The 13,305-nt window shown below is 71.4% G+C and carries 14 protein-coding genes; all 14 read right to left on the reverse strand.

The features are described from left to right. Positions 1-88: 88 nt before the first annotated feature. The 14 genes from H7827_RS05935 to H7827_RS06000 all read right to left on the reverse strand — a co-directional run bounded on the left by H7827_RS05935 (position 89) and on the right by H7827_RS06000 (position 13,281). A complete protein-coding gene (locus H7827_RS05935; protein WP_030738319.1) occupies positions 89-424 on the reverse strand; it encodes a DUF2469 domain-containing protein in 336 nt (111 codons plus the stop codon). A gap of 28 nt (positions 425-452) precedes the next feature. Then, positions 453-1,199 (reverse strand): signal peptidase I, encoded by a 747-nt coding sequence (lepB, locus tag H7827_RS05940; protein ID WP_386534760.1) that lies wholly within the window; start codon positions 1,197-1,199, stop codon positions 453-455. A gap of 57 nt (positions 1,200-1,256) precedes the next feature. Next, positions 1,257-2,210 (reverse strand): signal peptidase I, encoded by a 954-nt coding sequence (gene lepB / locus H7827_RS05945; RefSeq protein WP_432743215.1) that lies wholly within the window; start codon positions 2,208-2,210, stop codon positions 1,257-1,259. Continuing rightward, positions 2,110-3,279: a signal peptidase I gene (gene lepB, locus H7827_RS05950; protein ID WP_432743218.1), complete on the reverse strand. Its 1,170-nt coding sequence runs from the start codon at positions 3,277-3,279 to the stop codon at positions 2,110-2,112. The genes lepB (H7827_RS05945) and lepB (H7827_RS05950) overlap by 101 nt, the downstream gene beginning before the upstream one ends. Continuing rightward, entirely contained in the window at positions 3,272-3,973 is a 702-nt protein-coding gene (lepB, locus tag H7827_RS05955) for a signal peptidase I (RefSeq protein ID WP_364244972.1), read from the reverse strand. Before lepB (H7827_RS05955) ends, lepB (H7827_RS05950) begins: the two co-directional genes overlap by 8 nt. A gap of 33 nt (positions 3,974-4,006) precedes the next feature. Then, positions 4,007-4,357: a 50S ribosomal protein L19 gene (gene rplS, locus H7827_RS05960; protein WP_030738334.1), complete on the reverse strand. Its 351-nt coding sequence runs from the start codon at positions 4,355-4,357 to the stop codon at positions 4,007-4,009. A gap of 133 nt (positions 4,358-4,490) precedes the next feature. Beyond that, positions 4,491-5,300 (reverse strand): tRNA (guanosine(37)-N1)-methyltransferase TrmD, encoded by an 810-nt coding sequence (trmD, locus tag H7827_RS05965; RefSeq protein WP_432743221.1) that lies wholly within the window; start codon positions 5,298-5,300, stop codon positions 4,491-4,493. Continuing rightward, positions 5,297-5,848: a ribosome maturation factor RimM gene (rimM, locus tag H7827_RS05970; RefSeq protein ID WP_432743223.1), complete on the reverse strand. Its 552-nt coding sequence runs from the start codon at positions 5,846-5,848 to the stop codon at positions 5,297-5,299. The genes trmD and rimM overlap by 4 nt, the downstream gene beginning before the upstream one ends. Before the next feature lie 102 nt (positions 5,849-5,950). Beyond that, complete coding sequence (locus H7827_RS05975) at positions 5,951-6,190, reverse strand: RNA-binding protein (protein WP_019435522.1); 240 nt, start codon at positions 6,188-6,190, stop codon at positions 5,951-5,953. 1 nt (position 6,191) lies between these two features. After that, positions 6,192-6,641: a 30S ribosomal protein S16 gene (rpsP, locus tag H7827_RS05980; RefSeq protein ID WP_432743226.1), complete on the reverse strand. Its 450-nt coding sequence runs from the start codon at positions 6,639-6,641 to the stop codon at positions 6,192-6,194. Between the two features lie 237 nt (positions 6,642-6,878). Further along, a complete protein-coding gene (locus H7827_RS05985) occupies positions 6,879-7,496 on the reverse strand; it encodes a hypothetical protein (protein ID WP_030738346.1) in 618 nt (205 codons plus the stop codon). 110 nt (positions 7,497-7,606) lie between these two features. After that, on the reverse strand, positions 7,607-9,022 hold the full coding sequence (proS, locus tag H7827_RS05990; protein WP_432743229.1) for a proline--tRNA ligase: 1,416 nt from the start codon (positions 9,020-9,022) through the stop codon (positions 7,607-7,609). Between the two features lie 65 nt (positions 9,023-9,087). After that, complete coding sequence (gene ffh / locus H7827_RS05995; RefSeq protein WP_432743231.1) at positions 9,088-10,641, reverse strand: signal recognition particle protein; 1,554 nt, start codon at positions 10,639-10,641, stop codon at positions 9,088-9,090. Between the two features lie 78 nt (positions 10,642-10,719). Further along, the gene (locus H7827_RS06000; RefSeq protein ID WP_432743233.1) at positions 10,720-13,281 is read right to left on the reverse strand and encodes a [protein-PII] uridylyltransferase; all 2,562 of its coding nucleotides are present in this window, start codon (positions 13,279-13,281) and stop codon (positions 10,720-10,722) included. Between the last annotated feature and the right edge of the window lie 24 nt (positions 13,282-13,305).

A 13,305-nucleotide genomic window follows, 5' to 3' on the forward strand; every position in this document is an offset into this window, starting at 1 on the left:
CGGTCAAGGTGCAGGGCCGCCGGAATCTGTGGAAAACCTGGCCGCTGTGGATAACTCACTCACTCGTCCGAGTGAGTCTGTGGTGCGGTCACTGCCCGTGCGATCCGCCGAATCCGGAGTCCTCGGGCAGGTCGAGATCGCTCTTGTTGAGCTCCTCGATGTTCACGTCCTTGAAGGTGAGGACACGCACCTGCTTGACGAAACGGGCGGGACGGTACATGTCCCACACCCAGGCGTCGGCCATCGACACCTCGAAGAACACCTCGCCCTGGACCGAGTGCACCTGCATCTCGTAGTCGTTGGTGAGGTAGAAGCGCCGCTCGGTCTCAATCACATATGTGAACAGACCGACGACGTCACGGTACTCCCGGTAGAGCTTCAGCTCCATCTCGGTCTCGTACTTTTCGAGGTCCTCGGCGCTCATGGCGTGATCCCCTTCAGCCGTGCTTCCCTCATTGTGCGTCACCCGTCGGTTTCGGCACCCCTCGGTGGCCCGATCGGGATGAGCGACGCGCCAGCGGGCCGTAAAGCGCCCCGGCGAGGATCAGCAGCAGGCCGGTGCCGATGGCCCAGCACAGCAGGAGAAACGGTCCTGTACCGGATATGCCGCCGGGCTGGTCGGCGAACCCGGTGGGGCTCGGCAACAGCCCCGCGGAGCCGGGGGGCCACAGCGTGGCCTCCACCCGGGCGGTGACCGCCTGCACGGGCACGCTGCCCGCCGTGGCCTCGCTGATCTGATCGCGGGAGTCGATGGAGGCCAGCCGCTGGTCCCCCAGCAGGAACAGCTCGCCCTCCGGGATCCGGACCTCGTAGGCCGTGGGTGACTCACTCCACCGCGGATCCAGGTACGGCTCGTGGACCGGCTCGCCGTTCACCAGCAGCAGCCCGCCCGGGTCGCAGCAGGCCACGGTGTCCCCGCCCAGGCCCACGACGCGCTTGATCATCGGGGCGTCCCCCCAGGTCGCCTCCCGGAAGACCACGACATCCCCGCGGCGCACCTGCTCGCCCTCGATGCGCTGGGCCAGCACCCGGTCCCCCGCCGCGACCGAGGGGTGCATGGAGTCGGTGGGCACGGCGTACGGCTGATAGAGCAGGGCGCCCACGGCGAAGCCGCCCACGAACAGCACGCAGCCCAGGGCGACGGCGATCTGGGACAGCCGATGCCCCACCCCCGTGGGACGGCGCGGCGCTCCGTTCATCACACCCTCCAGATTTTTGGTCCGGAGTGACTCTACCCAGCGCCGGGTGTCCCACGATCAGCGTTGTGCCGACTCCTCCTTGCGGAGCAGTGTCCGGCGCCGCCACAGCACCAGCGGGACGGCCAGGGCCAGCCCCAGTCCGGCCGGGCCGGCCGCCGTCGCGACGGCGGTGGCCATCGCCGCGCTGGGAATGTCGTCGTAGCTGGAGGGGACGGGCAGGGTGGACCAGCGGTTCACCGGCCAGGCGACGACGATGGCACGGCCGACGACCTTGCTCTCCGGCACGGTGCCGCCGCCGGGGAGGTTCTGGTGGTAACGGGAGTCCAGCGAATCCTGCCGGTGATCGCCCATCACCCACAGCTGTCCGTCCGGGATGGTGATCGGCCCGAACTCCTGGTCGTCACAGGCCGTGTTGCCGGGGAAGAGGTACGCGCTCTCGTCCAGTTCCTTGCCGTTGAGGATCACCGGACCGCCCTTGCGGCACGAGACGGTGTCGCCACCGACCGCGATCACCCGCTTGATCAGGTCCTGGTCCTCGGCGGAGGGCATCAGGCCGATCCAGCTCAACCCCTGCTGCACGGCGGCGCCGAATCCGCTCTGCTCCGGGCTCTCGCCCAGCCAGCCGCCCGGGTCGTTGAAGACGACCACCTCGCCGCGCTCGGGGGTGGAGCCGAACCAGGGGGTGAGCTTGTCGACCAGCACACGATCGCCCCGCTGCAAGGTGTTCTGCATCGAGTTCGAGGGGATCGAGAACGCCTGAACCAGGAAGGTCTTGATCAGCAACGCCAGCACGATGGCGATGCCGATCAGGATCGGCAGCTCCTTCCAGAAGGAGCGCTGCTTCTTGCCCGGTGCCGGCTTGCTCTCGCCGTCGTCGGGCTGGTAACCGCCCTTGCCCTGACCCTCGGGGTCAGGACCGTCGCCTGGGGGCTCCTCGCCAGATGCTCCGCCGCCGGGACTCACCGGGGATTCCTCCGGATCGTCCGCACCGGACCGTGCACCGACTGCCACATCCCCCACATCCACTCCTCACGCTGTGTTTCTGCCCATGCGGTATCCGCCACAGGCCCACTACTCCCATAACGAGCGGAAGTTCCACAGGGATCGGGAGTGGCGCCAAAACATTGTTCCCGAGCGTGGCCCGTTCCGGCGGAGCGGCCCGCGCCTCGGCGTCCTCGGCTGCCCCGTCCCTCCCGGCCGGGTCCGGCACCGCCGCGAAGACGTCGGTGGCGTCCAGCCGCTGCCAGTGGGAGAACGGCCAGGCGATGACCACGGCACGGCCCACGACCAGCTCAGTGGGAACCGTACCCTGCTCCGGCCCCTCCAGGTGGTACCGGGAGTCCGCGGAGTTCGACCGGTGGTCGCCCATGACAAAGATGTGCCCCTCGGGCACCGTCACGTCGAACTCGATCCGTGAAGGTGGATTCCCGGGGTAGAGGTAGGGCTCGTCCACCGCGACGCCGTTCACCGTGATCCGGCCGGCCTCCTCGCAGCAGACCACCCGGTCCCCGCCGACCCCGATCACCCGCTTGATCAGATCCTGGTCCTCGGCGGAGGGCAGCAGTCCGATCCAGGTCAGCCCGTCCCGCAGTTGCTTGATCCCGGCCGGCGGATCGCCCGCGGCGGCCTGCGGGTCCTGCTCCAGCCAGCCTCCCGGGTCCCGGAAGACGACCACCTCACCACGCTGCGGCTCCCAGCCGAACCAGGGGGTCAGCTTGTCCACCAGCACCCGGTCGTCGATCTTGATCGTCTGTTCCATCGACCCCGACGGGATGACGAACGCCTGGACCAGAAAGGTCTTGAGTACCAGCGCGATCAGGAGCGCCACTCCGATGAGGATCGGTATCTCACGGGTGGCGCGCAACCGCCGCCGCCGCCTGATCCGCTTCGCCGCCCGCCGCCGGTCCGCGCGGCCCTCGCCGGGCCCGCGCAGCGTCGGCCGGTCCGCCGCGCCCTCCGCCTGTTCCCCGGACTGCCCGTCCAGATCCTCCGGAGCGTCGTACTCCGCGCCCTGCGGCTCCTGCGGCGCCCCACGGCCCAGCCGTCCACGCCCGCTTCGGGGCTTCCCCCGCTCACCCATCGCCGGACCGCAGGGAGCTCATTCTGCTGGGCGGCCAGCCGATCCAATCGGCCCGGCCGATCACCTTGTCCTCGGAAATCGTGCCACCCCCTGGGGCCCCCAGATACTCCCGGGAGTCCGCCGAATCGGAACGGTGGTCACCCATTACCCACAACCGTCCCTCCGGCACCTCGATGTCAAACCTGACCGTCGACGGCTCGTCCCCCGGATACAGATAGGACTCGTCGAGCGGTTCACCGTTCACCTCGATCCGCCCCTGGGCGTCGCAACAGACCACCCGGTCCCCGCCGATCCCGATCACGCGCTTCACATAGTCGGTACCCGACGCCGGAGCGAGACCCACCACGGCGCCCGCCGTGCGCAACAGACCGCCGAACAGCCCGGGCTCCTCCGGCTCGGCGGCGAAGGTGCCGGCGCCGTCGAAGACGATGACATCGCCGCGCCGGATCTCCCCGCCGAAGCGGTACGCGAGCTTGTTGACCAACACCCGGTCACCGACCTGGAGCGTGCCCTCCATGGAACCGCTGGGGATGACGAAGGGCTGCACGACATAAGCGCTGGTGAGTCCGAAGACCAGCACCGTACTCAGCAGCGAGACGGTCCAGACACGCACGGAGCGCGACCGCCACCACCTGCCCCATTCGGAGCCGGAGGAGCGGTCGCGCTCCGGAAGTTGTGCGTCGGATTCGGTCACGCCTGATGGTAACCGGCCACCGGGCGGGGCCGATCAGCGCTCGCGCTTCTCCTTGATCTTGGCGGCCTTGCCGCGCAGCTCGCGGAGGTAGTACAGCTTCGCGCGGCGGACGGCGCCGCGGGTCACGACCTCGATCTTCTCCACGACGGGGGTGTGCACCGGGAAGGTACGCTCCACGCCCACGCCGAAGCTGACCTTGCGGACCGTGAAGGTCTCGCGGATGCCGGAGCCCTGGCGGCGGATGACAACGCCCTTGAACTGCTGCACACGGGAGCGGTTGCCCTCGATGACGCGCACGTGGACGTTGATGGTGTCACCGGGCCGGAAGGCCGGGACGTCGTCGCGCAGCGACGCGGAGTCGACAGAGTCGAGAAGGTGGGTCATGTCTGGCTGCTCTCCTCGCGGATGCCACAGGTCATCAGCGGTTCTGGTCATGGTGGGGACACTTCGGTGCGCTCTCCGCCGGCGGGCGTCGATCCCCCTGTGGCAGGGTCGCGCGCGGGCGGGGTGAGCCGGGCTATTCTTCCACGCCCGGTGACCCGGGCCCAAATCGGCCGTCCGGCCGCGGCCACCAGCCCTCGTCCGCCAGGGTCGCGCGGTCCCGTTTGTCGAATGCCTCCGGCTCGGCACCGGCGATCAGATCGGGACGGTGGGCGACCGTTCGGCGCAGCGCCTCGTCCCTGCGCCAGCGGGCGATCTTCCCGTGGTGCCCGCTGACCAGCACGTCGGGCACCTCGTGCCCGCGCCAGCTGGGCGGCTTGGTGTAGACGGGCCCCTCCAGCAGAGCCGCCATCGTGCCCGGCGCGAAGGAGTCGTCCTGGTGGGAGGCGGCGTTGCCGAGCACGCCGGGGAGCAGCCTGGCGATGGCCTCGGTCATCACGAGCACCGGGGCCTCGCCGCCCGCCAGGACGTAATCGCCGATGGAGACCTCGCGCACCGGCAGCCGGGCGCCGTACTCCTCGATCACCCGGCGGTCGATCCCCTCGTACCGGGCGGGGGTGAAGATCAGCCACGGCGCGGCGGACAGCTCCACGGCGAGCCGCTGCGTGAACGGCACTCCGCTGGGGGTGGGGACGATCAGCTCGGGGGTGCCCTCGCCGTCCGCGATGATCGCGTCCAGCGCCTCTCCCCAGGGATCGGGCTTCATGACCATGCCGGGGCCGCCGCCGTAGGGCGTGTCGTCCACGGTGTGGTGCCGGTCGTGCGTCCACTGGCGCAGATCGTGCACCCGCACGTCGAGCTGTCCGCGGGCGCGGGCCTTGCCGACCAGGGAGACGTTCAGGGGCTCCAGGTACTCGGGGAAGATGCTGACGACGTCGATCCTCACCGCCGGCCGTCCTCAGTGCCGTCGGCGCCGGCGTCCGCCGGCTCCTCCAGGAGCCCGGGCGGCGGGTCGATGACGGCGCGCTGTTCGGTCAGGTCGATCTCGGGAACGATCTCCTCGACGAAGGGGATGAGCGCCTCGCCGCCGCCGGGACGGGCCACCACGAGCAGATCCTGGTACGGCAGGTGCGAGATCTCGGTGATCCGGCCGATGTGGGTGCCGTCACGGGTGACCACGTCGAGGTCGATCAACTGGTGGTCGTAGTACTCCTCCGGGTCGTCCGGGGTCTCCTCGGGGTCGACCTCGGCGATCAGCAGGGTGTTGCGCAGGGCCTCGGCTCCGCTCCGGTCGCTCACCCCGGCGAACCGCAGCAGCAGCCGCCCGCTGTGTACCCGGCCGGTCTCGATCGTCAGCGGTCCGGTGCCGGGCGGATCGGTGGCGAGCACCGTGCCCGGTGCCAGCCGCGCCTCCGGCTCGTCCGTCCGTACCTCGACGGTGACCTCGCCCTTGATGCCATGGGCACGCCCGATGCGGGCTACAACCAGCTCCACGGTGACTGTTCCGTCTCTTCCCTCAGTGCTGCGCGAACAGCCGAAGGCCGGGGGCGCTGTGCTCGGCCCCCGGCCTTCGGTGTGATGCCATCGCGACGGGTCCTAACGGACCTCGTCCACGTCGACCAGATCGACCCGGATGCCCCGGCCGCCGAGCGCGCCCACGACCGTACGCAGCGATCGGGCGGTCCGGCCATTGCGGCCGATCACCTTGCCGAGGTCGTCGGGGTGCACCCGGACCTCCAGCACGCGCCCACGGCGCAAGGTGCGCGAGGCGACCTGGACCTCGTCGGGATTGTCGACGATGCCCTTCACCAAGTGCTCCAGGGCCTCCTCAAGCATCTCAGCCCTCGGTCGACTCGGCCGGAGCGTCGGTGCCCTCGGTGTCGGCCTTCTTGTCGGCCTTGTCGCTCTTCTTGGCCTTCTGGGTGATGGCCTCGCCCTTGGGCTCGCCACCCGACTCCTTGGCCGCGGCCTCGAAGAGGGCGCGCTTGTCGGGCTTCGGCTCGGCGACCTTCATCGGCGGCGGGGCGGGCAGACCCTTGAACTTCTGCCAGTCGCCGGTGACCTTCAGAATGGCCAGCACGGGCTCGGTCGGCTGGGCGCCGACCCCCAGCCAGTACTGGGCACGCTCGGAGTCGACCTCGATGCGCGAGGGGTTCTGCACCGGGTGGTACAGGCCGATCTCCTCGATCGCACGGCCGTCACGGCGGGTGCGGGAGTCGGCGACGACGATGCGGTAGTGCGGCGAACGGATCTTGCCCAGTCGCTTCAGCTTGATCTTGACTGCCACTGCTGTGGTGTCTCCTGAGTCTTGACGTATGGGCCACAGCGTTCTGCCACGTGGGGTTGCGGCTCAGGAGGGCCCGATGGACGCGCCAGCCGAAGGCGAGAGGGTCCTGTACGACTGTCGAGTTCAGCGTTTCATTCTGCCACATGGGCACAGGGCCCGAAGCACGCCCGGGTAAAGGTGGGGGGACCGGCGCTCGGCGCCGCCCCGGGGGCGTCTCAGGAGACGGGCCCGATCGCGTCACACGGACGCGGCGACCGCCATCGTCTTTCCGGCCACTGCCGTCTCGGCGATCTGGAAGGGCTTCTTGCAGGCGCCGCACATGATGGGGGCCTGTGCGAGGACGGAGGGGACGACTCGCACATTGCGTCCGCATTCGCAGACGGCCTTGACCCGTACGCCGCCACCGGAGGAACCGTGGCGGGCGGCGGGCCCGCGGAAACTGCGCTTGGTGTCGGTGGCGGTCGCCGCCAGGTGGGCCTTGAGGGCTCGCTGGAGGCGCTCGGCCGTGGGTCGGTAACGCCTGCGGGCCTCGGCGTTCATGGTCACCAGGGAGAATCCGCTGCTGGGATGCGGATCCTCTGCGTGGTCGAGACCGAGCTCCTCGGCGATCGCCAGGAAGCGGCGGTTGTGATACCGCCCCGCCCGGGAGGTGTCCCGCACTCCGCGGGCGGCGGCGATGCCATGCACGGCCTCGTGCAACAGTCGTTCGAAGGAGAGCTCGTGTCCACAGGCGGACGACGACTCCCCGATCAGGGATTCAGGGGCGGCCAGGTCTGGCAACTCCGGGTGGTGCCGTTGAATGTCGGCCCACGCGTGCGCCAGCTCGGCGGCGAGAACTGGTGGTGTCGTGCTCACGTCGTGTGTAACGAGCAAGGCCCACCGGGTGTTCCGATTCCGGTGCCAAGTCCGCGAATTTGCACTTACCCGTCAGTTCATGGCGACGCCGAAATCCCCGGAGATCTCGGTCAGTAGGCGCGACCCACCACTGCGACCGTACCGGGTGCGTCGTCCGAGGCCGGCACCGACCCGTCCGCCGCCACCAGGACCCGCACCGACACGCCGTCCTGCGCCAGGCGCGCCTCGCCCTCCGGACCGAGATCCGCCCAGGGGATCCGCGCCCAGCCGCCCGCCGCGGCCGCCGCCACCGCCTCCTGGACGCCGGACACCTCGGCGGTACGGGCCTCACGCCGCTCGCGCGACTCGCGCAGCAACTGCGCCTGGTCCTCCTCCAGCAGGCCCGGCAGCAGCCCCGGCAGCGCCGCCAGCGCCACCGGCTGCTTCCCGCCCGGGATACGGCGCACCAGGGTGGCCGCACCGTCCGCCAGGTCGCGCGGTCCGATCTCGACCCGGGCCGGTACGCCCTTCAGCTCCCAGTCCACGGCACGCCGCCCGAAGGGGATCTCCACGCGCTCATCGGTCTCCACCCGGACCCCCGCCGCACGCAGTGCCGCGGCGGTCTCGCTCACCGCCGTCAGCACCGCCCCGTCGCCCTTGACCGCGAGCACCACGGCCTGCACCGGCGCCAGCCGCGGCGGCACCCGCAGTCCCTGATCGTCACCGTGGGACATGATCAGCCCGCCCACCATGCGGGTGGAGGCGCCCCAGGAGGTCTGCCACACCAGCTGACGCGCGCCGTCCGGGCCGAGATAGCGGGTGTCGAAGGCCTTCGCGAAGTTCTGGCCCAGCTCGTGACTGGTGCCCAGCTGCAGAGCCTTCCCGTCGCGCATCATGCCCTCCAGGGTGAGGGTGTTGATGGCGCCGGCGAACCGCTCCGCGGGGGACTTGCGGCCCAGGACGACGTCGATGGCCAGCACATTGCGCAGGAAGTCGGCGTACACCTCGCGGTGGATGCGGGCGGCGTAGTCGCGGGCCTCCTCGTAACTCGCGTGCGCGGTGTGCCCCTCCTGCCACAGGAACTCGGTGGTCCGCAGGAAGACCCGCGGCCGCATCTCCCAGCGCACCACATTCGCCCACTGGTTGATCAGCAGCGGCAGGTCGCGGTAGCTGTTCACCCACTTGGAGAAGTACTCGTTGACGATCGTCTCCGAGGTGGGCCGGACCACCACCGGCTCCTCCAGGCGCTTGCCGCCGCCGTGGGTGACCACCGCCAGCTCCGGTGCGAAGCCCTCCACGTGCTCGGCCTCGCGGCTGAGATAGGACTCGGGGATGAACAGCGGGAAATAGGCGTTACGGGCGCCCGCCGCCTTGATCCGGGCGTCCAGCTCCTGCTGCATCCGCTCCCACAGCCCGTACCCGTACGGTCGGATCACCATGGTGCCGCGCACCGGCCCGTTGTCCGCCAGCTCGGCCTTGCCGATCAGATCCTGGTACCAGCGGGGGAAGTCCTGGTCCTGCGGGGTGAGTACGGGAGCCTTGGCCATGGCGGACATGGTACGGCGCCCGGAGACGTGCGGTACGTCTCCGGGCGCCGTGGGCACCGCTTCGGTCACTTGGGGGGCAGGATGTCCCGGAACTCCTTGGGCAGTTCGAAGTCGCCCGGGTCCTGACCTGCGCCGGGGACGCCGAACGCGGCACCGCCGCCCTCGGCCTTGCGCTGGGCCTCGGCGCGCTCCTGCTGCTGACGCTTCATCGGGTTGCCCGACTGGCGCTTGCCCTTGGTCTTCTTCTGCTGCTTGCCCTTGCGCTTGCCCGCGCCGCCCATGCCGGGGATACCGGGCATGCCGGGCATCCCGCCGCCCTGGGCCATCTTCGACATCATCTTGCGGGCCTCGAAGAAGCGCTCCACCAGGCCCTTGACCGTGGAGACGTCGACCCCGGAGCCGCGCGCGATACGGGCCCGCCGCGAGCCGTTGATGATCTTGGGGTCGGCTCGCTCGGCCGGCGTCATGGACTTGATGATCGCGGCGGTGCGGTCCACCTCGCGCTCGTCCAGGTTGTTGATCTGCTCCTTCATCTGGCCCATGCCGGGCATCATGCCGAGCAGCTTAGAGATGGAGCCCATCTTGCGGACCTGCTCCATCTGGGCCAGGAAGTCGTCGAGGGTGAACTCCTTGGGGCCCTTGGCCAGCTTGGAGGCCATCGCCTCGGCCTCTTGCTGGCTGAAGGTGCGCTCGGCCCGCTCGATGAGGCTGAGCACATCGCCCATGCCCAGGATCCGGGAGGCCATCCGGTCCGGGTGGAAGGCGTCGAAGTCGTCCAGCTTCTCGCCGTTGGAGGCGAACATGATCTGCCGGCCGGTGACCTGGGCGATCGACAGCGCCGCACCACCGCGCGCGTCACCGTCCAGTTTGGAGAGCACCACACCGTCGAAGCCGACGCCGTCGCGGAACGCCTCCGCGGTGGTGACCGCGTCCTGGCCGATCATCGCGTCGACGACGAAGAGCACCTCGTCCGGGCGCACGGCGTCCCGGATGTCGGCGGCCTGCGCCATCATCTCCTGGTCGATGCCCAGACGGCCGGCGGTGTCGACGACGACCACGTCGAACTGCTTGTCGCGGGCGTGGACCAGGGAGTCCTCGGCGACCTTGACCGGGTCGCCCACGCCATTGCCGGGTTCGGGGGCGAAGATGCCGACGCCGGCGCGTTCGGCGACGACGGCGAGCTGGTTGACGGCGTTGGGCCGCTGGAGGTCGGCGGCGACCAGCAGCGGGGTGTGGCCCTGCTCCTTCAGCCAGCGGCCGAGCTTGCCGGCGAGGGTGGTCTTACCGGCACCCTGGAGGCCGGCCAGCATGATCACGGTGGGCGGGTTCTTGGCGAACCGCAGCCGCCTGGTCTCGCCGCCGAGGATGCCGATGAGCTCCTCGTTGACGATCTTGATGACCTGCTGGGCGGGGTTGAGCGCCTTGGAGACCTCGGCGCCCCTGGCCCGCTCCTTGATCTGCCCGATGAAGGCGCGCACCACGGGCAGGGCGACATCGGCCTCCAGCAGGGCGATACGGATCTCGCGCGCCGTGGCGTCGATGTCCGCCTCGCTGAGGCGGCCCTTGCCTCTGAGGTTCTTGAACGTCGCCGCTAGGCGGTCGGAGAGTGTGTCGAACACGGCGCTGGCGGATCCCTTATGCGTCGGCGGTCTCGGATGAGCGGTGACCTCCAGCGTATCCGTATGGCACGGGTACGGTCAGCCCGCGGGTTCGGCGGCTTCCTGATCGGGGGTGGGAGCGAGGGCGCGTTCCAGGTCCTGGGCGAGCTGCGCGGCCTGTTCGGCGGGCAGTGGGCCGCCGGTCGGGCGGGTCACGTAGAAGGCGTCGACCGCGTTGGCGCCGAGCGTGCTGACGTGGGCGCTGCGTACCCGGACGCCCGCTCCCTCCAGGGCCCGGCCGATGCGGTGGAGCAGCCCGGGGGCGTCCTGGGCCCGGACCTCGATGACGGTGGCCAGGGCCGAGCCGAACGGTGCGACGGTGACGCGCGGCGGCGGGGTCCGCGGCGTCCTGCGGCGCGGGCGGCGGTAGGCGGCCTCGCGCTCGGCGAGCCGGCCGGTGATGTCGAGGGAGCCGTCCAGGGCGCGGACCAGGTCGGCGCGCAGCCGTTCGGCCTGCGGCAGGGAGCCGTACGCGGCGGCGACCCGCCACTGGAGCAGCAGTACCTCGCCCTGTCCTGCGGGGTCGACGCTGCTGAGTTCGGCGGAGCGGACGGTGAGCCGGTGCAGGGCGAGGACGCCGGACACGGCGGGCAGCACGCCGGGCTGGTCGGGCAGGGCGACGACGAGTTCGACGCCGACGGGTTCGGGGCCGGCGGCGTCGCCGTCCGGGAGGTCCGGGGACGGCGCGGCGTCGGCGCGGCCCGGTTCCCGCCCGGTGGGCGGCGTGGCGGGGTCGGGGCGGGCGGTGTGCAGGGCGAGCACCGGCGCCTGGGTGCGGAAGGCCTCGATGGCCAGCCGTTCGGCGGCGACGGTGGCCCGTGGCGGGACGGAGCGCGGCGAAGGGCTGCCCTCCTCCAGCGCGGCGGCGACCCGCGTGGCGAGGTCGTCGATGAGGGAGGCCCGCCAGGTGGACCAGGCGGCGGGGCCGGTGGCCAGGGCATCGGCCTCGGTGAGGGCCCGGAGGAGTTCGAGGGTGCCGGTGGAGCCGACGGCCGTGGCGACGTGGGCGATGGTGGCGGGGTCGGCCAGGTCGCGGCGGGTGGCGGTCTCCACGAGCAGCAGGTGGTGCCGTACCAGGGTGGCCAGCACCTCGGCATCGGCCGGGCCGAAGCCGACGCGGGCGGCCATGTCGCGGGCGATGGTCTCCCCGGCGACGCTGTGGTCTCCGGGCCAGCCCTTGCCGATGTCGTGCAGGAGGGCGGCGACCAGCAGCAGGTCGGGACGCTGGACGCGGCGGGTGAGCGCGGAGGCGCGGACCGCGGTCTCGACCAGGTGCCGGTCGACGGTCCAGCGGTGCACGGGGTTGCGCTGGGGGCGGCAGCGCACACGTTCCCAGTCGGGCAGCAGGGCGTCGATCAGCCCGCCGGCCTCGAGGGCCTCCCACACCGGGACGGTGTCCGGCCCCGCGCCGAGGAGGGTGATGAACTCCTCGCGGGCTTCCGCCGGCCACGGAGCGGGGAGCGGGGCGGCGCCGGCGGCGAGCGCGTGGACGGCGGGCATGGCCAGCGGGAGCCCCGCCTGCGCCGCCGCCGCGGCGGCGCGCAGCGGCAGCACCGGGTCGCGGTCGGGACGGGCGGAACGGGCCAGCACGACCTCGCCGTCCACCTCGACCACGCCTTCGGCGAGCGGGGTGCGCTGTTCCGCCGGGTTGACCCGGCGGCCGCCGAGCAGTTGTCGCAGCCGGGGCCGGGCGGCGCGCGAGCGCAGCACCCGGCCGACCTCGCGCCAGGTGACGTCGGAGGCGTAGGAGATGGTGCGGGCCGCCTCGTACACGCGGCGCAGCAGGGCGTCGGCGTCCAGCATGCCGAGGGCCTTGGCGACCTGGTCCTGGTCCTCCAGGGCGAGCCGGTCGGTGGCGCGTCCGGTGGTCAGGTGGAGGGCGTCGCGGATGTCCAGGAGGGTGGAGCGGGCGGCTTCGAGGCCGGCCCGGGGGGCATCGGCGATCCAGGAGGCGGCGACGGCGCGCAGCGCGGTGGCGTCGCGCAGGCCGCCGCGGGCCTCCTTGAGGTCGGGTTCGAGGAGGAAGGGCAGTTCGCCGTGGCGGCGGGCGCGTTCGCGGCCGAGTTCGTGCAGGGCCGGGAGGCGGGCGGGTGCCTGGGCGCGCCACTGTGCGAGCAGGGCGGTGCGCAGTTCGGTGGTGAGGGCGGCGTCGCCGGCGATGTGCCGGGCGTCCAGCAGGCCGAGATGGACCTTGAGGTCGTCCGCGGCGGTCGTGTGAGCCTCGCCGAGGGTGCGGACGGAGTGGTCGAGGGCGATGCCGAGGTCCCACACGGGGTACCAGAGGCGGTCGGCGAGGGCGGCGATCTCGGCGGCGCTGCCGGTGCCGTCGTGCAGGAGGAGCAGGTCGAGGTCGCTGCGGGGGGACAGTTCGCCGCGTCCGTAGCCGCCCACGGCGACGAGGGCGACGCGGGGGCTGTGCGGCCGGGGGCCGAGCAGGCCGGTGAGCCAGGTGTCGGTGAGCTGCGCGAGTTCGGCGCGGCGCGGCGGCCCGGGCCGGGTCTGCTCGGCGAATGGTTCGCCCAGCAGACGCAGCCTGGCCGCCGCGTACCCGCCGCTGGGGCCCGTGTCCGTGCCGGTGGTGGATGTCGACTCCGCCGTCATGCGGTCCCCAGCTCCTGTTCAGAT

The sequence above is a fragment of the Streptomyces sp. JH002 genome (assembly GCF_050916115.1).
In the GTDB taxonomy this organism is placed as follows: Bacteria; Actinomycetota; Actinomycetes; order Streptomycetales; family Streptomycetaceae; genus Streptomyces; species Streptomyces xiamenensis.

Coding starts and splice junctions, on each gene's coding strand:
- H7827_RS05935 (WP_030738319.1), bottom strand. CDS start 424: ATGAGCGCCGAGGACCTCGAAAAGTACGAGACCGAGATGGAGCTGAAG.
- lepB (WP_386534760.1), bottom strand. CDS start 1,199: ATGAACGGAGCGCCGCGCCGTCCCACGGGGGTGGGGCATCGGCTGTCC.
- lepB (WP_432743218.1), bottom strand. CDS start 3,279: ATGGGTGAGCGGGGGAAGCCCCGAAGCGGGCGTGGACGGCTGGGCCGT.
- rplS (WP_030738334.1), bottom strand. CDS start 4,357: ATGACCCACCTTCTCGACTCTGTCGACTCCGCGTCGCTGCGCGACGAC.
- H7827_RS05975 (WP_019435522.1), bottom strand. CDS start 6,190: ATGCTTGAGGAGGCCCTGGAGCACTTGGTGAAGGGCATCGTCGACAAT.
- proS (WP_432743229.1), bottom strand. CDS start 9,022: ATGGCCAAGGCTCCCGTACTCACCCCGCAGGACCAGGACTTCCCCCGC.
- H7827_RS06000 (WP_432743233.1), bottom strand. CDS start 13,281: ATGACGGCGGAGTCGACATCCACCACCGGCACGGACACGGGCCCCAGC.